Source organism: bacterium (assembly GCA_037143175.1).
GTDB lineage: Bacteria > Verrucomicrobiota > Kiritimatiellia > CAIKKV01 > CAITUY01 > JAABPW01.
The window spans coordinates 11,656-31,215 of sequence record JBAWZF010000003.1 but is presented as its reverse complement, the minus strand read 5'-3'; the positions used below and the strand labels follow the sequence as shown (position 1 = coordinate 31,215).

The 19,560-nt window shown below is 54.3% G+C and carries 20 protein-coding genes; 16 read left to right on the top strand and 4 right to left on the bottom strand.

What is annotated here, in order from left to right:
- Window positions 1-18: 18 nt before the first annotated feature.
- Together WCI03_01880 and WCI03_01875 are read left to right on the top strand one after the other, a co-directional pair.
- Window positions 19-1,083: a radical SAM protein gene (locus tag WCI03_01880; protein MEI8138598.1), complete on the top strand. Its 1,065-nt coding sequence runs from the start codon at window positions 19-21 to the stop codon at window positions 1,081-1,083.
- A 56-nt stretch (window positions 1,084-1,139) separates the two neighbouring features.
- Window positions 1,140-1,739 carry a DJ-1/PfpI family protein gene (locus tag WCI03_01875; protein MEI8138597.1) on the top strand — a complete coding sequence of 200 codons (600 nt, stop codon included), beginning with the start codon at window positions 1,140-1,142 and terminating at the stop codon, window positions 1,737-1,739.
- Between the two features lie 68 nt (window positions 1,740-1,807).
- On the opposite strand, the gene dapA is transcribed toward WCI03_01875, so the two are convergent.
- From dapA to WCI03_01860, 3 genes are all read right to left on the bottom strand, one after another.
- A complete protein-coding gene (gene dapA, locus WCI03_01870; GenBank protein ID MEI8138596.1) occupies window positions 1,808-2,674 on the bottom strand; it encodes a 4-hydroxy-tetrahydrodipicolinate synthase in 867 nt (288 codons plus the stop codon).
- A 64-nt stretch (window positions 2,675-2,738) separates the two neighbouring features.
- Window positions 2,739-3,983, bottom strand: coding sequence for a diaminopimelate decarboxylase (gene lysA / locus WCI03_01865; GenBank protein MEI8138595.1), 1,245 nt, complete (start codon window positions 3,981-3,983; stop codon window positions 2,739-2,741).
- Window positions 3,984-4,021: 38 nt separating this feature from the next.
- The gene (locus tag WCI03_01860) at window positions 4,022-5,725 is read right to left on the bottom strand and encodes a glycosyltransferase family 39 protein (protein ID MEI8138594.1); all 1,704 of its coding nucleotides are present in this window, start codon (window positions 5,723-5,725) and stop codon (window positions 4,022-4,024) included.
- Between the two features lie 135 nt (window positions 5,726-5,860).
- Here WCI03_01860 and WCI03_01855 point away from each other — a divergent pair, with 135 nt between their 5' ends.
- The 14 genes from WCI03_01855 (at window position 5,861) to rfbC (ending at window position 16,353) form a co-directional block, all read left to right on the top strand.
- The gene (locus WCI03_01855; protein ID MEI8138593.1) at window positions 5,861-6,076 is read left to right on the top strand and encodes a hypothetical protein; all 216 of its coding nucleotides are present in this window, start codon (window positions 5,861-5,863) and stop codon (window positions 6,074-6,076) included.
- Window positions 6,073-6,471, top strand: a complete 399-nt coding sequence (locus WCI03_01850) for a nucleotidyl transferase AbiEii/AbiGii toxin family protein (protein MEI8138592.1) — start codon at window positions 6,073-6,075, stop codon at window positions 6,469-6,471. Before WCI03_01855 ends, WCI03_01850 begins: the two co-directional genes overlap by 4 nt.
- Window positions 6,472-6,585: 114 nt before the next feature.
- A complete protein-coding gene (locus tag WCI03_01845) occupies window positions 6,586-6,816 on the top strand; it encodes a hypothetical protein (GenBank protein ID MEI8138591.1) in 231 nt (76 codons plus the stop codon).
- Window positions 6,813-7,142, top strand: coding sequence for a type II toxin-antitoxin system PemK/MazF family toxin (locus tag WCI03_01840; protein MEI8138590.1), 330 nt, complete (start codon window positions 6,813-6,815; stop codon window positions 7,140-7,142). The genes WCI03_01845 and WCI03_01840 overlap by 4 nt, the downstream gene beginning before the upstream one ends.
- A gap of 23 nt (window positions 7,143-7,165) precedes the next feature.
- The gene (locus tag WCI03_01835) at window positions 7,166-7,444 is read left to right on the top strand and encodes a Gfo/Idh/MocA family oxidoreductase (GenBank protein MEI8138589.1); all 279 of its coding nucleotides are present in this window, start codon (window positions 7,166-7,168) and stop codon (window positions 7,442-7,444) included.
- Window positions 7,445-7,588: 144 nt separating this feature from the next.
- The gene (locus WCI03_01830; GenBank protein MEI8138588.1) at window positions 7,589-8,179 is read left to right on the top strand and encodes a LemA family protein; all 591 of its coding nucleotides are present in this window, start codon (window positions 7,589-7,591) and stop codon (window positions 8,177-8,179) included.
- On the top strand, window positions 8,176-8,844 hold the full coding sequence (locus WCI03_01825) for a TPM domain-containing protein (GenBank protein MEI8138587.1): 669 nt from the start codon (window positions 8,176-8,178) through the stop codon (window positions 8,842-8,844). Before WCI03_01830 ends, WCI03_01825 begins: the two co-directional genes overlap by 4 nt.
- Window positions 8,845-8,850: 6 nt before the next feature.
- A complete protein-coding gene (locus WCI03_01820) occupies window positions 8,851-9,291 on the top strand; it encodes a low molecular weight phosphatase family protein (GenBank protein ID MEI8138586.1) in 441 nt (146 codons plus the stop codon).
- Window positions 9,284-10,354 carry an ABC transporter ATP-binding protein gene (locus WCI03_01815; GenBank protein MEI8138585.1) on the top strand — a complete coding sequence of 357 codons (1,071 nt, stop codon included), beginning with the start codon at window positions 9,284-9,286 and terminating at the stop codon, window positions 10,352-10,354. The genes WCI03_01820 and WCI03_01815 overlap by 8 nt, the downstream gene beginning before the upstream one ends.
- Window positions 10,351-12,045 carry an iron ABC transporter permease gene (locus WCI03_01810; protein MEI8138584.1) on the top strand — a complete coding sequence of 565 codons (1,695 nt, stop codon included), beginning with the start codon at window positions 10,351-10,353 and terminating at the stop codon, window positions 12,043-12,045. The genes WCI03_01815 and WCI03_01810 overlap by 4 nt, the downstream gene beginning before the upstream one ends.
- 290 nt (window positions 12,046-12,335) lie before the next feature.
- Window positions 12,336-14,099, top strand: a complete 1,764-nt coding sequence (locus WCI03_01805) for an AAA family ATPase (protein ID MEI8138583.1) — start codon at window positions 12,336-12,338, stop codon at window positions 14,097-14,099.
- A gap of 164 nt (window positions 14,100-14,263) precedes the next feature.
- The gene (locus tag WCI03_01800) at window positions 14,264-14,899 is read left to right on the top strand and encodes a hypothetical protein (protein MEI8138582.1); all 636 of its coding nucleotides are present in this window, start codon (window positions 14,264-14,266) and stop codon (window positions 14,897-14,899) included.
- A 21-nt stretch (window positions 14,900-14,920) separates the two neighbouring features.
- On the top strand, window positions 14,921-15,790 hold the full coding sequence (gene rfbA / locus WCI03_01795; GenBank protein MEI8138581.1) for a glucose-1-phosphate thymidylyltransferase RfbA: 870 nt from the start codon (window positions 14,921-14,923) through the stop codon (window positions 15,788-15,790).
- 8 nt (window positions 15,791-15,798) lie between these two features.
- Window positions 15,799-16,353, top strand: coding sequence for a dTDP-4-dehydrorhamnose 3,5-epimerase (gene rfbC, locus WCI03_01790; GenBank protein ID MEI8138580.1), 555 nt, complete (start codon window positions 15,799-15,801; stop codon window positions 16,351-16,353).
- A gap of 58 nt (window positions 16,354-16,411) precedes the next feature.
- Here rfbC and WCI03_01785 read toward each other — a convergent pair whose 3' ends face one another.
- On the bottom strand, window positions 16,412-19,513 hold the full coding sequence (locus tag WCI03_01785) for an efflux RND transporter permease subunit (GenBank protein ID MEI8138579.1): 3,102 nt from the start codon (window positions 19,511-19,513) through the stop codon (window positions 16,412-16,414).
- Window positions 19,514-19,560: the final 47 nt, after the last annotated feature.

The following is a 19,560-nucleotide window of genomic DNA, read 5'->3' as shown; positions in this document are numbered from 1 at the left end:
GCCGACATGACCATGCCGATTCTCCTTAAAGATCTGACGGCTGTGGAGTTGCACGCTGCATTGGCGCCATGGGGGGTGTCGCTTCATTTGGCGCGGCAGCTCCAGGCGGCGGCGGTGCGACGTGACGAAATCCCGGAACGACTCCATGCGGTTTCGCCCAAACTACTGGACCGGGTCAGGGCAGAGGTGAGATTGCCCCGCTTGATTACGCGCAGTAAGGTGGTCTCGCCTCAGGATGGGTTCTCGAAATACCTGTTTGAGGGAGATGGTCCCGAGTCATTTGAAGCGGTTCGCATTCCGATCCTCCATCGCCCCGATGACCCAAAATATATCGTCTGCGTGAGTTCCCAGGCAGGTTGTGCCATGGGCTGCTCATTTTGTGCGACGGGTCAACAGGGGTTTAAGCGAAATCTGGCTGCCTGGGAAATTGTTGATCAGGTAATCCGTATTCAGGCCGATTCCGAACATCCGGTTCGTGGAGTGGTGTTTATGGGGATGGGCGAGCCACTCCTCAATTACGAGGCCGTCATCCGGGCGGCCCGGATCCTCTCGGAGCCCTGTGGCATGGCGATTTCGGGGAAGGCGATCAGCATTTCCACCGCCGGGGTCGTGCCGGGGATCCGACGTTTCACGGCTGACCGGTTGCCATTCCGTTTGGTGGTGTCGCTGACCAGTGCGGATCCCGGACGGCGGCGCGAACTGATGCCCGTCGAGGTGCTCTATCCGCTGCCTGAGCTGATAGTGGCCGTTCGTGAATATCATCTTGCCACAGGACTCAGGGTCACGCTGGCCTGGACGATGATTGCGGGCTTCAATACCCGGCCGGAAGACGCGATACAGTTGGCCGAGTTTACCCGGGGTTTGCCACTTACACTCGATTTGATCGATGTGAATGACGCCACCGGCCGATTCCTTCCGCCTTCTCCGCATGAACTGGCTGGCTTTCGGGACGCTCTGCGATTGCATCTCAAAATGCCGGTAGCTCGCCGGTATAGCGGAGGACAGGATATTCATGCTGCTTGTGGGATGCTCGCGGGGAGCATTGGGGTTAATGGTTATTCGAATGAATCAGGGATTCCCTGATTGTCAAAATCCCTGATTTTAATAAGTTACTGATAGTAGTATTAGGAGGACGCTCAATGAAACTCTGGCAGTTGGGGTTGATGGGTGTGTCGGTGCTTATGGTGGCAGGGGGAGGTTTCGGAAAGGAGCCTGACGTGAAGATACTGGCAGGGAAAAAGGTTGTGATGATCATTGCCTACCGTGATTTCCGTGATGAAGAATTTTTCACCCCGTATTCGGCGCTAACAGAAGCGGGGGCTGAAGTAGTTGTCGCCAGTTCACATGAGGGTAAGGCGAGAGGGATGTTGGGAAAAGTAGTCGATGTAAATCGTCTTGTCGGTGACGTGGCTGTAACAAATTTTGATGCCGTTGTCTTTATTGGTGGTTCCGGGGCGCAAGAATATTTCAACAACCCGATTGCCCATCGGTTGGCACAGGACGCCGTCTTTTACAAGAAAGTGCTTGGGGCCATTTGTATTGCGCCCGAAACACTGGCGAATGCAGGGGTTTTGAAGGGGAAAAAAGTAACCGGCTTTGCATCCATCAAGCCGGCCCTTGGTAAAGCCGGTGCGTTGCTCCAGAATCAACCGGTGGTGTGTGATGGTTCACTCATAACGGCCGATGGCCCGCAATCCGCAAGTGGATTTGGGGCGGCTGTTGTAGAGGCGCTGAAATGAAAATCAGCCGGTTGCTAGTTATTGGTTATTGGAGAATTTCTGATAACAATTAACAAATAACGTTTTCCTTACGCCAGCCCCACCAGTTTCAGGCATTCGGCCAATTTTTTCTTATTGGCTTCGCTGGTCTCGCAGAGGGGCAGGCGATAAGTCTCTTCAATCATACCGGCCATGGCCATGGCGGCCTTGATCGGGATGGGATTGGTATCAACAAACAGATCGGTGAAGAGCCGGTAGTATTTCATATGCAAGGCGCGGGCCTCATCCCAACGGCCAGCCGCGGCGGCATGTACCAGATCGGCAACAGGTTTTGGGGCAATGTTGGAAGCCACGCTGATCACTCCCTTGGCGCCTAAGATCATCATCGGGAGTGTCAGGGAGTCGTCGCCGGACAACACCGTAATGTTACAGGCGCTGAGAATCTGGCTGACACGATCTACGCTACCGCCGGCTTCCTTCACGCAAACAATTTTCGGGTGCTTGGCAAGACGGGCAATGGTGGCCACTTCAATTTCCCGGGCTGACCGGCCGGGGACGTTATAGAGCACCACAGGGAGACCCAGATCCGCCACAGCAGAAAAGTGACGATACAAGCCCTCCTGGTTTGGCTTGTTGTAATAGGGCGTCACCTGAAGTGTGCCATCAGCACCGACGTTCAGCGCATGGCGGGTCAGCTCAAGCGCCTCGGCAGTAGAATTGGCGCCAGTGCCGGCAATGACTTTGATTTTTCCGCGGCAGGCGGCAAGGGTGACTTCAATAATCTTCTCATGCTCCTCAACGTCAACGGTGGGGGATTCCCCGGTGGTACCAACAGGAACGATGCCATCGATGCCGCTGGCGATTTGCATGGCAATCAGATTCTGCAGTTTTCCATAATCCACACTCCCGTCCTTATTGAACGGCGTGACAATAGCTGTATAAGCACCTGTAAACATGACGGTCTCCATTTGCGTGATACAAGGACGATAGATCATCCCTGTGCGAATCGCCAATAAAATATTACTTCAGAGCTTCCCCGCGAACCAGATCTTCCCAGGTCTCGCGTTGACGGATTTGAGTGGCCTTGTTTCCGTCCACCATGATTTCGGCAGCACGCGGGCGGCTGTTATAATTCGAGGACATGGAGAAGCCATAGGCCCCGGCACTCAAGGCGACCACCAGATCACGTTCTTTTACATCCGGCAGTTCCCGGTCCTGCGCCAGAAAGTCACCAGACTCGCAGATGGGGCCCACGAGATCGCCCATCACCGTTTTGTCAGTAGCATTAACAGGGATGATTTCGTGATAGGCCTGATAGAGTGAGGGCCGGATCAGATCATTCATGCCGGCATCCACGACGATAAAGGTCTTGAAGTGGCTTTTCTTCACATATTGAACGCGTGACACCAGAATGCCGGCATTACCGACGATACTGCGGCCGGGCTCCATGACCACTTGCAGGCCCAGCTCCTTCAGGGTGGGTAACATGATGGAGGCGAAGATCCGGGGATCCAATGCCTGTTGATCAGGTTTGTAATTGATCCCCAGCCCGCCCCCGATATCCAGATGTTTGAACGTCGGATATTTGACTTTGAGCTGACGGCAGAAGTCGGCCACCTTGGCCAGTGCTTCGCCGAACGGGGCGGCATCCAGAAGTTGCGAGCCGATATGCATATGCAGGCCGGCGATTTCAATGTTGGGCAAGGTGGCGGCCATTGCATAGGCCTGCATCGTGCGCTCGAAATCGAGGCCGAACTTATTTTCCTTCTTGCCGGTGCTGATGTACTTGTGGGTTTTGGGGTCCACATCCGGGTTGACGCGGAAGGCGATTCGGCCCGTGACGCCGAGCCGTTTGGCGCATTCGGAGATGCGGAGGGCTTCAGGTTCAGACTCGCAGGTGAAAAAGGCGATCTGCTCAGTCAGGGCGTATTCAATTTCCTCGCGGGTTTTGCCAACCCCGGCAAAAACAATGGTGTTGGCCTTGGCGCCCGCCCGCAGGACGCGGAATAGCTCCCCGCCGGAAACGATATCAAACCCGGCGCCTTCTTCGGCGAGGGTCTTGATGATGGCGGCATTGCTGTTGGCCTTGACGGAATAGCAGATCAGCGGCTTGACTTCAGCCATGGCTGAGGCAATGGCCTGATAGCGTTCTTTGAGATGCGTTTGGCTGTAGACATAAAGCGGGGTGCCATAGCGACGCGCCAGCTCCTCAACGGATACCCCCTCGGCGAACAACTTCCCGGATTGATATGTAAATGCCTGCATAGCTTCCTTTGTCTTTCGTTTTGGAGCGTGCATAGCTATCAAAAGATAGCGGGAATGTCAAAAGTGTGTAGCGTTACTTTAAATTCGATCAAGTAAATCCCCCATTTCAGGGTCTGTTGGTGCCCGGACCATTCCCAATCAACATCCCATTCTGCCAAAGTTTGCCACTGGTAGTTCTCGCCCAGTAACTGTTTCTCTGTCTCGTATTGGCGGACAGGAATGAAGAAAACGAGGGCCCGGCCCGCCTTCAGGTTGGTATCAACAATCTTGCGCTTGCTGTTTTGCAGTTCTGTGTCCGGGGTCTTTTCATAGAATGTTCGCATTCGCTGTGTGCGTTCAGGCTGACGTCTGGGCTCTGTCTCCGCTCTTTGAGCATTGGTTGTCTTGAAACGGTCTAAGCCCTGCTTTTGATTGAAGGCCTCCAGTTCATAGAGGGTGTAGGCCGCGCGCTGTCCCATGGAATAGCACATGGGTGCTTGTGAGAAGATGACCGCATTTGAGGGAATATGGATTGCCAGCTGCTCTGCCGCTTGTGCCAGCGCCTGGGGATTCTGTCCGATGGGTTTCCCTTGCACTTGATGCTGCAAGCCCGCGAAGTTCAGGGAGCTGAACAGACTTACCAATACCAGGATGGTTCCTGTGCGTACCGCTCGTGAAGCTGGAAACTGATCGACCATCGCGTAGGCAGAACCGATGCACACCGGCAACGTGCTCATAAGGAAACGCAGCCATGCCCAATTTTCAGTCACCCAGTAGTAACTGGTGTAGGTGATGAATATGGAAAAGAACCAAAGCAACCTCACAGCGCGATCCACGGGTGGACCCCACAACAACAGGCCTACCAAACTGAGAGGGAAGAAGACCGGCAGAAAATTACGGGGTAACAATACGGTGAGACGCCCGAAGTGATTTATAAAATAGTCCAGGGAAAAGCCTCCCTGCTCGCCGGAGAGGGCGTAGCCTGTCACTGTCAGTCCGCCGAACTGAGTGTAATTGTAAAAGGCCAGCAGCCCGACGAATACCCCCCAGGCGCTCATCATTGCCGTGACTCCGAGCCAGGGTATCCGGCCTGCGCGGTACCCTTTCCAAAGTCCGGCGGCGGCCACTACGACCATTGGCAGAACGAACAATGCATCGGTGGGCCGCACGGACACAGTGGCCCCAAGAGCCGCCCCGGCGGCCAATCCCCAGCTGAGTTTCGGTTGTGCCATCCATCGCCACAGGAAATACATTCCCCAAGTGGTCAGACAAATACTGGTCGCGTGAGACAGCAGATAGGCACAATAAAATGAATATTCCGGTAGCAGCACCAGGGTTAATAAGGCCATGACCGCACTGAACGGCTTGAGCCACAGGCGGAATAGAAGTCCGGCCCCGATCAGGGCCAGCCCTCCCATGATGGGACTCACCATAAACATGCCCCGGTCACCGGCAAGCCGGTAAGCAATGGCCATGAGCGCCGAATAGCCGGGTGGATACTTACTGGTGACCTGTCCCGGGGCGGCCTCCACCCACATATGATGCTGATATTGAAACGGGTCGGTGGTGTTGACGAATAGAGGCTGTCCCTGGGCCATGCGCTTGGCCAGAAAGAGATAGGCGTCCGGATCCGTTTCGGCAAAGCCGGGAGAGAAACCGCGCACCTGACATAAAATGTAGGCCGACACTATGGCTGCAAAGGCGCCCCATGCCAGCCAGTGCCCGGCAGAGTGCAGAGGGGAAATAGTAAGATCACTTTTCATGGGTGAGAAGGTGCCAGAAGAGAGGTGGAAACACAAGGAGCGGCTTCATGCGATGGTAAATGGGACAGGGTATTGTGGTCTTTTATCAGGTACATTCGGGTTGAGCAACATGGGGTGATGTGCTAAATTTCTGTTGTGATTAATGTTGATACATACCTTAAGAATGCCGCTACCACGGCGGTTTTGATGGATGTGGGCATTGAGTTGATGCGCCAGAACCTGCGACGACGCAATCCTGTTGCGAATGAAACACAGATTGATCAGCTGTTGTCCGCGTGGTTGCACCGTACGGAGGATCCGATCCCCGGAGATACTGCTGGCAAGGTTCGAATTCGAGAGTGGGGGCAATGAATCATCTGGAATCTCTGTTACAGCAAATTGCCGCATTGTTCAATCACCAGCATGAAGCATGGGCCTTGGTGGGTGGATTAGCCGTTTCCGTCCGGACGGAACCGCGGTTTACGCGTGATTTGGATCTGGCTGTTTCCGTTTCAGATGATCGCGCAGCTGAAGCACTCATTCACAGCTTGCATACGGCAGGGTTTCGTGTTCTTGCGACAGTTGAACAGGATGCGACGCATCGCTTGGCCACCGCACGTCTGGCGTTACCAGGGGAACAGCCTTCCGGCCTGATGCTCGACCTACTGTTTGCCTCTTCAGGGATTGAGGCGGAGATCTGTGCTGAAGCTGAGATTCTGCAAGTATTTCCTCATGAAGAGACTCAACTGTTTCTCTCACCATTCTGAACATTATGTGAATTATGTCAAAAATTCCTGGTTTGCTTAAGTTTTAGATGCGTTTTCCCGGAATTTCTACTGGTATTTTATTGACGGGAAAATGAATTAGAATATTATTGTGGTATGAAAGTCAAGACATCCATCACACTATCAGGCGGCATCCTAGTGGCCATTGATCGTAACTTGGGCGAATTCAAGAGCCGGTCGGATTTTCTGGAATGCGCTGCAAAAAACTACCTGACGCAACTTGCTCGCAAGGAGAAGGATAGTCGGGATCTTGAAATCATTAATCGTAAGGCCAGTTCTCTCAATCGTGAGGCAGAAGATGTTCTGGACTTTCAGGTGGCGCTGTGAGGCGTGGAGAACTCTTCAGGGTTCTTCATCCAGGTTCGCAGGACCCCAAGCACTCCAGGGTTTTTGTCCTGGTTAGCCGGCAAGTACTTGTTGATTCCAAATTTTCCACAGTCATTTGCGCTCCCGTCTACTCTGCCCACGACGGACTCTCCACACAGGTCGTTGTTGGCATTGATGAAGGACTGAAGCACGAAAGCAGTATTCACTGTGACGAGTTGGTCAGCCTCCCAAAAGCGCGTTTGTCTCAATATGTTGGCGCGCTTTCCTCGAGAAAGATGCAATTGCTTGACGAGGCACTTTTAGCTTCGCTCGGGTTGGATTACTAATCAAATTAGATGAAGGAGAAAACGTGAAAAATATCGGAATCGTTGGTTGTGCGCACATTCATACCCCTGGTTTTGTAAAGGCGATCTTGAATCGCTCCGACCTCAAGGTGACCAAGGTCTGGGATCCGAATCCCGCCCGTTCGCAGAAGCGGGCCGCCGACCTGGGGGCGGCAGTGGTCAATAAGGATGATCAGCCGTATGATCAACTTCCTGCCGCTCTGCCTGCGGGCTTTGGGAGTTGGCTCGATGCGATCAGTGGTAACACGAGTTCCCGGGTGGTTTCTGTTCGCGAAGCCGCCTAACAACCCGCCGTCATGGAAGCCATGTACAAGGGGGCTGCGACCGGCAAATGGGTTGCTCCCCAGTCCATGAAATGATTCTGCTTTGTTTGCATCAGCATATAACGTAAACCATGGAGAACGAATTTGGCAGTGAAAGGATATTCGATGAAAACAGGGATCATATGGGTCATGCTGGCGGCGTTGTGTTTAGGCCTGAGCGGTTGTGGATACAATCGCATCCAATCTTCGGATGAACAGATCAAGGCTGACTGGGCGGAAGTGCTCAACCAATACCAGCGTCGCGCCGATCTCGTGCCCAATCTGGTTAACGTGGTCAAAGGCTATGCCGCCCATGAAAAGGAAATCCTCACCAAGGTCGCGGATGCCCGGGCGAAAGTGGGGGCGATCCAAGCCACTCCGGAGTTGATTAACAACGAGGAGGCATTTGCCAAATTTGTGGCCGCTCAACGAGAGCTTTCAAGCAGTCTGGGTCGATTGTTGGCTGTGGCCGAAAATTACCCGCAACTCAAGGCGGATGGCGTCTTTCGCGATCTGCAGGCGCAGTTGGAAGGGACTGAAAACCGGATTGCTGTGGCCCGTAACCGTTATATTGAAGCCGTCAAAAACTACAACGTCACGGTGCGATCCTTCCCTTCAAATCTCACCGCCAAACTGTTTGGCTACACGGTTAAGCCGACATTTACTGTCGAAAACGAAAAAGATCTGGCCAAGCCTCCCTCGGTTGACTTCAAGTGAATCACCTGTTTCGGCAGCATGTTGTTACGCTTTTAGCCCTGCTGGTTGTGGGGGCCACGGTTATGGCTGCACCGGTACCGGTGCCTGTCTTAAAAAGCCGTGTCACGGATTTGACGGGGACCTTGAACGCTGGCCAATGTCAACAATTGGAGGGGGTTCTCCAACAGTTCGAATCCACCAAAGGCTCACAGGTGGTCGTATTGATTATTCCCTCCACAGGCGAAGAAACCATAGAGCAATTTGGTATTCGTGTTGCGGACGCGTGGAAGATCGGACGACAGGGAGTCAATGACGGAGCCATATTGTTGGTCGCCAAGAATGATCGGACCTTGCGCATCGAAGTGGGGCGCGGGCTGGAGCGGGCGCTGGAAGTTTTTTCAAAGTTACATGTATGGGATACCTCCGAGAACAATGGCGTCCTGATTTACCTGTTACTTGCCGACCGGCATGTTGAAATTGTGGCGGACCGCGGAGTTGACAAAAAGGTGGGCTCAGAGGGCTGGGAACCGATCTGTCGTCACATGGAACACTGCTTTGCCGCCGGAGGTTTTGAAAAGGGCATTTTGGAGGGCATCCAGTCTGTAAGCGAAATTCTCGTTAAAGAATATCCCTCCCTTGGAGTTTCAACGAACGAATTGCCTGATGAACCGGTGATATTGAAATGAGTCGACATGACTGACATCGTATTATTCGTTTGTACCGGAAACTTTTATCGGAGCCGGTTTGCCGAAATGCTTTTCAATGCTCTGGCACCTGCGTACGACGTCAAAACCCGAGCGGTGTCGCGAGGATTGAGCACGGAGCGGATTTCAGGGGACATGGGTAGCATTTCCCCTCATGCATTGAAGGGGCTGCGGGCCCGTAAGATCAACCCCGGCGATGCGATTCGACTTCCCATCCAGATTCAGGAGTCGGATTTTGCGGAGGCTTCGCTCGTGATTGCCATTGATGAATGGGAGCATCGCCCCATGATTGAGCAATGCTTTCCGGAGTGGGTTAATCGGATCCAGTATTGGCAGGTGGCGGATATTCAGGATCTTGATCCTGAGGTAGCCCTTTTCGCCTTGGAGTCGCGCGTACGAAACTTGTTGGAGCAGATCAAAAATGAATGAAGCCAGTTCCCCCGCCATTGAGGTAAGCCACGTTGTCAAACGGTTCGGTACGGTGACGGCGCTGGATGATATTTCAATGTCCATTCCCGCCGGTGAGATGTTTTTTCTGCTGGGTCCCTCGGGCTGCGGCAAAACAACCCTCCTCCGGATTTTAGCCGGGCTGGAGACCCCCGATACCGGGAAAGTGTTCTTTAATGGAAGGGATGTTGCAGAGCTCCCGGCCCACGAGCGAGGGGCCCCGATGGTATTCCAGAACTATGCGCTTTGGCCTCATTTAAACGTTCATGATAATGTGGCTTTCGGCTTGGTGGAGCGCCGTGTGGCGAAGCTGGAAATCAGGAGCCGCACTGAAGATGTATTGAAGCGGGTCGGACTGGCGGGATTGGGGGAGCGGATGCCGGGGCAGCTCTCCGGCGGACAGCAGCAGCGGGTGGTTCTGGCGCGTGCCCTGGTGCTCAATCCGGCGGTCATTCTCCTGGATGAACCCCTCTCAAATCTTGATGCCAAGTTGCGGGTTGAAATGCGGCATGAAATTGAAACCCTCAGGCGCGACACGGATATAACTTTTATTTATGTCACCCATGATCAGGCAGATGCGCTGGCGCTGGCGGATCGTATGGCGGTAATCCATTCAGGGAAGGTGAGTGCGATCGGAACGCCGCTCGAACTTTATGCCCGTCCCCCCAACGTTTTTTGTGCGGATTTCCTGGGAGAAGCGAACTTCATCGATGGCGTGGTGAATGGGGCGCAGGTGAAAACCAAACTGGGGCAATGGGCCTGGCAGAGTGAGGATAAGGCGCCTCCGGTTGCCTCCGGCTCCTGGTGCTGTATGGTACGTCCTGAAAATATCCAGTGTGTGGAAGGACCGGATGCCAGCGTGAATGCGTTCCAAGCCGAGATCACGGGCGTGAGAGTGAATGGTGCCACGGTGACGGTGTCCTTGGAGGCGGCCGGGGTACCATTGAAAGCGACGGTGTTAACTCAGCGCTGTCTTGGGTTTAAGAAAGGTGACACCCGTTGGTGGGCGGTGACGCCGGAAAATGTCGTTTTGCTAGCCCCATGAAAATTCGATTAGGCACACCAATTTCTGTCACGCTCATTGTGGCCGCACTGGGAATCTTTCTGGTTTGGCCGATGGCGCATGTGTTCGGGCGCTCGTTTTGGGATGACCGGGGCTTCACGCTGATTTATGTGGCCGGGCTGTTCACCAATTCCGTTCAGCTTCAGGCGGGGCTGATGAGTTTTCTCATAGCCACCTGTGTGACCCTTTGTTGTGTCGGGGTTGCCCTGCCGATGGCCTGGGTATTTGCGAGGCGTTCCTTTCCCGGAAAGGCCCTGTGGTCGGGGCTGCTATTGCTCCCCATGATTCTTCCGCCGTTTGTGAGTGCCGTGGGAATGAAGATTATTTTTTCACGTGCCGGGGCACTGAGCACGTTGCTGATGAATCTCGGGATTGTGGATGGACCGGTAGACTGGCTGGGGCATTTCCCGCTATTCGGGATTGTCCTTCTGGAGACGTTGCATCTCTTTCCGATTCTCTTTCTCAATCTCGTTGCCGCCCTGGCCAACATTGACCCATCATTGGAAGAGTCGGCCCTGAATCTGGGCGCATCCCCGATGCGGGTATTCCGGCGTGTCACGATGCCCCTGGCGATGCCGGGGCTGTTTGCCGGAATGACGCTGGTGTTCATCTGGTCCTTCACGGAGCTTGGAACGCCTCTGGTATTTGGACTGCGGCGAGTGCTGCCGGTGGCGATTTATGACAGTGTGGCCGAAATCGGAACCAACCCTTCAGGGTATGCGATGGTCACCTTCGTCCTGGTCATTTCCGCTCTCGGATTCTGGATTAGCAAACGCCTGTTGTCCCGACATCGCTCAGTGGCCACATTGGGACGATTAAGCCAGGCCCGGCGTGAAGTTCCCTTATCCTTCAGAGGGTCCCTGCTGCTCTATTTGCTGGTGGGGGGCGTGTTGTTTGCAGCCGTACTGCCGCAAATCAGTGTCGTGTTGTTGTCGGTGAGTCATCGCTGGTTCCTGACGGTACTTCCGGAAGGATTCACGCTCGAATTCTTTGGGCAGGCGCTTAATTCGGAGCTAACGCGGACGGCCTTGGTCAACAGTCTTTCCTTTTCCCTGATTGCGACGGTGCTGGATCTGTTGCTCGGGTTCGGCATTGCCTGGTTGTGTGTGCGTAAGAAGATATGGGGCAGTGACTGGTTGGATGCCCTGGCGATGTTGCCACTGGCGGTGCCGGGGTTGGTGATTGCGTTCGGGTATATGGGCTGTTTTTCCGGTTCGTTCCCGAACACCCTGTTGGATCCGCGCATGAATCCCATGATTCTGTTGTCGGTGAGTTATGCGATCCGCAGGCTGCCCTACATGGTCCGGGCGGCGCATGCCGGGCTGGAGCAGGTCAGTTCCACCTATGAGGAGGCGGCGGCCAATCTCGGGGCGACCCCGTTCAGAGTGGTCTGGCGTATCACGCTCCCCTTGATTTCAGCAAATTTGCTGGCTGGCGCCATTCTCTGTTTCTCCTTCTCCATGCTGGAGGTGTCCGACAGTCTGATTCTGGCGCAGTCTGAAAACTTCTACCCGATTACCAAGGCGATTTATGCCCTGCTTGAAAGTCTGGAGAACGGGCTGAATGTGGCGGCCGCCCTTGGGGTATGGGCCATGGCCCTGCTTGGTGCCGGACTTCTGGTAGCTGCGGCCCTGATGGGCAAGCGCTTCGGGCAGATGTTCAAGGCGGGGTAACATGAGTCTCCTGCCCGACAAAATGCTCTTCGCGTCAAACGAGGCTTTTTGTAACATGCGTGAAATCAGTGAGTTGTGAAAAAGTCTCATCATGAGACTTTTATTACTCCGGCCATTAAATAGTAGCGACTCCGCGCGCATGGCGAAGAGGCAGTCTGATAAGTCAGACAGGGCGGACTCCCAGAATCTTATTTGAGCGGCTGGTGGTCTTCTGCTATAAGTCGTTCATGACAAGCAGGTTCTTATTTGAGCGGAAAACGTTCGTGTGAAAGTCTGAGAAAGATCAATCCATGAAGCTGTTGCACTACGTCGAGATCGAGAACTTTAAGCGCTACGGGAATATCCAGCGTATCGAACTGGATCATCCTGCCGTGCTCATTGGCCCGAACAATTGCGGAAAGACGAGCGCCTTACAAGCCATCGCCCTCTGGTCCATCGGCTTGCGGACCTGGCGGATGGAGTCGGAGAACTCGAAGGCGGAAAAGAGGATAGGGAAGGCGCTGAACCGGCTCGGCATCCTCTCGGTGCCGGTGCCAAAGACGAAACATTTCTGGCATGACCTGAAATCAGGGAGCGACCTGCGTATCACGGTGGCGGTGGATGTGAGCGGGCAGCCTGTGCCGGTGACGATGACATTCAAACACCATGCCAGCGATGAGATTGTGTATTGCCAGCCGACCTCCGAGACGCTGGCCAATGAAGGCGCCATCGAGGCGGGGGCAAAGCTGGATGTCTCGCTGCTCTACCCGATGTCGGGCACTTCGGCCGATGAGGCCGTGATCCAGCCGAACCGGATCAACTACAACCTCGGCTTGGGGCGCACAGCGGAAGTTGTCCGAAATTTGTGCCTGATGGTGCAACAGACGGAGCCGAAGGACTGGCTGGAAATCACGGAACTTATGCGACGGCTCTTCCGGGTGCGATTAACGGTACCGCGGGAGAATGAAATCGGGGCGGTGGAACTGGGGTATGAACAGGGTGGAACCGGGGGCGTACTGGACTTGTCATTATCCGGGCGCGGCTTCCAGCAAATGCTACTGATCTTTGCCCATCTCTATTCGCACAAGCGCAGTGTGCTGCTAGTGGATGAACCGGACGCGCATCTGGAAATCCTGCGTCAACAACAGGTCTATGTGCTGCTGCGCGACATCGCGCATCGGAATGGCTGCCAGGTGGTGATGGTGACCCATTCAGAGGTGGTATTGCGCGAGGCATTGGAGACGAACCTGACGCTCATCCTGGGTGGTCAGGCGGAGAATCTGGCAAAGAAAACGAACATCACGAACGCATTGAAACATTTTGGAGCCGAGCACTATGTCAAGGCACGGGAGACGAACCATGTTTTCTACGTCGAGGGGAGTACCGATGTGGACATGCTGCGCGCCTTTGCCGAAAAGTTGGAACATCCGGTTAAGGCCGCGCTTGACGATGGCGCCCGGCTGAATGTGTATTACCTGCAAGATAACTTCCCTGGCGCTGAACGCAATTCGGACGAAGAACTGGAACGTGTAGAAGGGGGTTATGGCATGAATGCCGCCGAGCATTACCACGCACTTCGCAGCATGATCCCGGACTTGCGCGGGTTGGTAATCCGTGACAACGATGGCCTGCAACACCGCGAAGGTATCCAAGCCGCCCTTGAGAGTCGCATGTGGAAACGCTATGAGCCGGAAAACTACTTCATTACGCCGGAACTTCTGCTGGCTTGGGCGAACAAAACCATGCCCGGGGAGGATCTGTTTGCCTCAACACGGCAGCGACTTTTGGACGAACTGATCCTTGAGCAGGTGTTTGATGGTAGCGACGTCGACTTCTCGAACTATCAGAAGGTGGACGCCTCCACCCGGAAAACTCTCTGGCGTGCGCAGACACAGAATAAAAAATTGAGCCTGTTCGCCGAAGAGTTCTATCGTCGGCTGGCCAAGGAAACCGGCACACGCATGCTGGCAAGGAAGGGGAGCCTGCATGAACTGGTGTCGCTCTGTGAGGCCAACGACCTGAACGGTGAAGTGCGGGAGAAGTTAGATGCCCTTCGGCGGTTAATAAATCCATGAAGACCGACACCACCGAAAAAGGACTCGAAACCCTGATCATGCGTCACATGACCGGGACGGACGGCTTTCGGGATGACTTACGAGGAGTTGAGTAGGGATGCAGGGGGATTTTCCGGGCATAATCAGGATTCAATTCAGGCTATTATTTGAAAGTGGAGGCGTAAATGACTGGTAAAAAAGTGGTGGGCAAGACCAAGGCAATTAAGGCAAAAACCAAGCCGGCAACGGAGACCACGCCGGTTCAGGAAGCGTTGCAGGTGACCTGGTTGCTGAAGGGAAAACTCAAGAGCGCCCAAATTGCCTTTCTCCGTATCGGCGAACTTCTGGTTCAGGTACGGGATAAGAAGCTTTATGCGGAACTCAAGCATGCGGACATGGAAGAATACGCCCGGGAACGACTCAGTCTCAGCCGGGCAACGCTCTACCGTTACTTGCAAGCCTATGACTGGGTCAAGTGTTCGCATCCCGAGTGGCTTGAGGATAAACCCAAGGGGTTCATCCCGGATCTGAGCGATATTGGCGATATGATTTGGATGGAGGATCAACTTAAGCGCACGAATCTTGCCGCCGGGGACCGGAAGGGGCTGGAAGAGCTGATGCAGAAAGCCCAAACCGGAGAACTGCGGCAAGGTCAAGTAGCCGCCTACAGGCAGAAGGATGGGAAGCCCACCGGAACCATCGCTGCCTATCTGGGGAAATTCAGGAATCTCCGGACCCAGTCGGCAAGGGTCAAGGGAATGCCGCCCGAAGTCATCCGCTACCTTGACAACGCCATCGAGATCCTGAAAAATCAGCAATAGGTAAAACAAGGAGGGAAGATTATGAAGGGAATAATTCTGGCGGGTGGCTCGGGGACGCGACTGTTTCCGCTGACGAAGGCGGTGAGTAAGCAATTGCTGCCGATTTACGACAAGCCCATGATCTATTATCCCCTCTCCGTTCTGATGTTGGCGGGGATCCGGGATATTCTCATCATCAGTACGCCGCACGATCTCCCCCTGTTCCGCCACTTATTAGGGGATGGCTCGCAAGTGGGTGTTAAGCTCAGTTACGCCGAACAGCCCAAGCCGGAAGGGCTTGCTCAGGCCTTTATTATTGGTCGCGACTTTGTGGGGCGTGATTCGGTGTCGCTGATCCTTGGCGATAACATCTTCTACGGACATAATTTTTCGGCTGTGTTGAAAGAGGCCAGCCAGTTGAAGGCAGGCGCTCTGATTTTCGCCTATCCCGTGGCTGACCCGGAGCGCTATGGCGTGATTGAGTTTGATGAACATGGCAAAGCGCTCTCCCTGGAAGAGAAGCCCGAGCATCCAAAATCGAAATACGCGATTCCCGGTCTTTACTTCTATGACAACGGAGTGCTTGATATTGCGGCCAAGCTGAAGCCATCACCCCGCGGTGAATTGGAGATCACCGATCTGAATCTGGCCTATTTAAAGGCGGGGACATTACGGGTACATTCCCTGGGGCGGGGTTTTGCCTGGCTCGACACCGGTACCCATGACTCGATGTATCAGGCGGCCAGCTTTGTCCAGACGGTCCAGATACGACAGGGGTTCAAGATGGCCTGTATCGAGGAGATTGCTTTTGCGATGGGGTATATCTCCCGGGAGCAACTCAAGGCATTGGGCCGGGAAATGGTGAAGAATGAATATGGACAGTATCTGATTCGCATGGCGGAGGAAGAGTAATTATGGCACTGCAGGTAATCCCCCAGGCGATCCCTGAGGTCAAGTTGGTCATTCCGGATGTATTTGGAGATTCGCGTGGTTTTTTCCAAGAAACGTTTCATGCCGAGAAATACCGTGCAGCTGGCATTACGGTGTCATTTGTGCAGGACAACTGGTCGCACTCCACCAAAGGAACATTGCGCGGACTCCATTACCAATTGCCTAATCCCCAGGACAAGTTGGTTTGGGCGGTGAGTGGTGAAATCTTTGATGTGGCCGTGGACGTTCGGCGCGGTTCGCCCACTTTTGGCAAGTGGGTGGGTGCGGTTTTGTCAGCGGCGAATCACCATCAGTTTTTCATTCCGGCCGGTTTTGCGCATGGGTTTTGCGTCATGAGTGATGAAGCGGACTTTGTGTATAAATGCAGTGCCTATTATTCACCGAAAGATGAAAACGGTATTCTCTGGTCGGATCCCAGCCTGAATATTCCCTGGCCGGTGTCCGCTCCCATTCTTTCTCAGCGAGATGCAGGGCTGACGCCATTAACCGACATGACTCGGGCAGCACTGCCTGCATATAGGTGATGTAGGGCCGCCGCTTGCGGCGTGCCGAATTTCTGGCGTGCCGCAAGCGGCAGCCCTACTACTCCAGATCCGTCCGCGGCTTGAAGAACTTGGCCTGAATCTTCTCCATATAGAGATAGATGCCCGGCGTCACAAAAAGGGTGATCACCTGGGCAAAGATCATCCCCCCGACGATCACCAGGCCCAGCGGTTTCCGGCTGGAGGCATCCGTTCCGAATCCCATGGCAATCGGCATCGCGCCCAGGATAGCGCACAAGCCGGTCATCAGGATCGGGCGGAAACGGACCACGCAGGCATTGTGAATGGCGTCATAACTGTTCATCCCTTCCGCTCTTCTCTGCAACGCGAAATCAATCATCAGAATGCCGTTCTTTGTGATGAGTCCGAGCAAGACGAACACCCCGATGTAGGCATACAGTGAAAGGGTGCTGCCAAATATGAACAGCGTCAGAAAGCCACCGAACAGCGCCACCGGCAGGGTGGTGAGAATGGTGAAAGGATGAATGTAGCTTTCGTAAAGCATTCCCAGCACGATGTATTTCAAAAAGATGGCAATCAACAGCAGGATGCCGAGACTGGCGATCGACTTTTTGAATTCCACGGCATCCCCGATGAAGGCTCCTTGTACGGTGGGGGGAAGGACGGCGGCAGCCTTGGCTTCAATGGCGGCCGTAACAATACCCAGCGGTATTCCCGGAAAGGGGCTGAAGGAAATGGTGGCCGCTTCATGCTGTTGGGCATGAGGAACATTTTGAGGACCCGCGTCCTCTGACCACTTGATAATCGATTGCATGGGAACCAGCGGACCATACGAAGAGCGCAGATAGAGTAGCGCCAGATCGGTAGGAAGTCGTTGATTGGATTTCTGAATTTCAGGGATGACCTGATATTGATCCTGGTCGGTAGTGAACTGGGTCGCATAGCCGCCAGCAAAAGAAATCGCCAGGGCCTGTTCAATGGAAGTGGCTGTTATTCCCAGCGCCGAGGCTCGGGTCCGGTCAATGGTGATATTCAAACGGGGCATATTGAGTTTGACGCTGTTCTGGGTTGCGAAGGGGACCAGGAAGGGGATTTTGCGGATTTCCTGCTCCAACTGAAATGCCGTTTTATAGACCGTATCCCGATCTAATCCCTTCAGGAGAAAACCGTAATCGCTGCCCTGGGCGGTGGAGTCGACGCCGGAACTGATTTTGAGAACCGGCATCGCCTTCATGGCGCAGAGGCCATCCGGAATCATCATCGCCTTCATCATCAGGCTTTGGGAAATCTGAGCAATGGGAGCGCGTTCGCGTGGCGACTTGAGGCGGATGAATACAAAGCCCATGCTTTGGTCAGCACCCGGAAATATACCGGTGACGCTGCCGATACGGGTTACCGCAGGGTCCTGGCGTAACACGCCCATGACCTTGGTTTGATAGGCTTGCATCTGTTCCGAGGAAGACCCTTGGGGCATCAGCATAGCGCCGAAGATGAAACTGCTGTCGCCCGGCGGCAGAAAGTCGCCCGGAAGGGTGAAGTAAAGTATTCCGGCACCGATAATGCAGAGGACCCAGGCGACCAGTGCCAGCCACTTGTGTCGAAGTTGGAAATGAAGGGCTATGCCGTATTGCCGGATCATGCCCTGGATGAAGGCGGTGATGCTGCGTTGCACTGCATTGGGTGCCTTTTCATGATGCAGAATGCGGGCACACATCATGGGAGAGAGCGTCAATGCCAGGATCGTTGAGACGATGATGGCAAAAATAACCGTCAGCGCGAATTCGCGAAGGTTCCGGCCGACGGCGCCCCCCATAAATACCAGAGGCATAAAGACGATGATCAGGGCGGCACTGGTGGAAATGACGGTGAAAGAAATTTCCTTCATGCTTTGCAAGGCGGCAGGGATGGGTTTCTTGCCTTCCTCCAGATGGCGCACGGTGTTCTCCAGAACCACGATGGCGTCATCCACCAGAAAGCCGACGGCCAGAATGATGCCCATCAGAGACAGGATATCAAGGCTGAAGTTGGAGGGCAGCATCAGGAGGAAGGTGCCCAGCAGAGAAATCGGAAGAACAATGCTGGGAATCACCGTTTCACGGATGCGGCCCAAAAAGAAAAAGATAACCAGGACCACCATGAGGAGGGAAATCCCCACGGTGAGCTGGACATCAAGCAGGGATTCCTTGATGGGTTCCGAACCGTTATACATGGTCACCATGGTAATGGTGGAGGGAAGTTCGCGGCGGGCTTCATCCAGCGCCAGAGTCACCCGGTTTGCCACGGCAACGGTATTGGCACCACTGACACGCGAGAGGCGCATCACCACGCATTGACTGTGGATGGGTTCCGAGCCGCTGGCATAGCGAATATTCACCAGATCGTTGGCCAGGCTGTCGACGCAATGCGCCACGTCCTTAACACGGATAGGGGCATTGTTGCGGGTGGTAATGATGATTTCACCATATTCGCGGGCGGTGCGTAATTGACCCTGCGGCTCAATCACAAAGGTGCGCTGGGCGCCATTCAGGCTGCCGCCCGGAACATTGGCTGTACCGGCCTTAAGTGCCAGCGCCAGTTCATCGACTCCGATTTTATACGCGGCCAGTTTGTCAGGGTCGAATTGAATGCGAACGGCATTTTTGGCGCCGAAGGCCTCTACCTTGGAGACCCCGTCAATCATGCTTAATTTCCGGGCGACCACGTGGTTGACATAGTCGTACAGTTCGCCATGGGGCATAATATCCGAGTAGAGGAGCAGATAATAGATGGGGGCATCGGAAGGGTTGAACTTCTGATAGGTGGGCGGGCTGGGCAGATCGGTGGGGAGGTTGCGAGTGGCCCGGGTAATGGCCGCCTGAACATCCGGGGCCAATAAGTCCACATTACGATTCAAACTGAATGACAGGGTGATGGTCGTGAGCCCCTGTTTGTTGTCAGAATACATGGAATCCAGGCCGCTGATCTGGGTGAATTCGTTTTCAAGAGGAGTGGCCACCGTGGACGCCATGGTCGCAGGGCTGGCGCCCGGATAGGCAACAGTAACCTGAATCACGGGATAATCCACGGTAGGAAGACTGTTGACAGGTAGTTGAAGATAGGCCCATACACCGCCCACCACCATCAGGGTAGTGAGTAGAATCGTCATGACAGGACGGCGGATAAAGATTTCTGAAAAGCTCATAATAGTCTCTCTCTATTCTGTTTCCTCTCCCCTTGCGGGAGAGGATT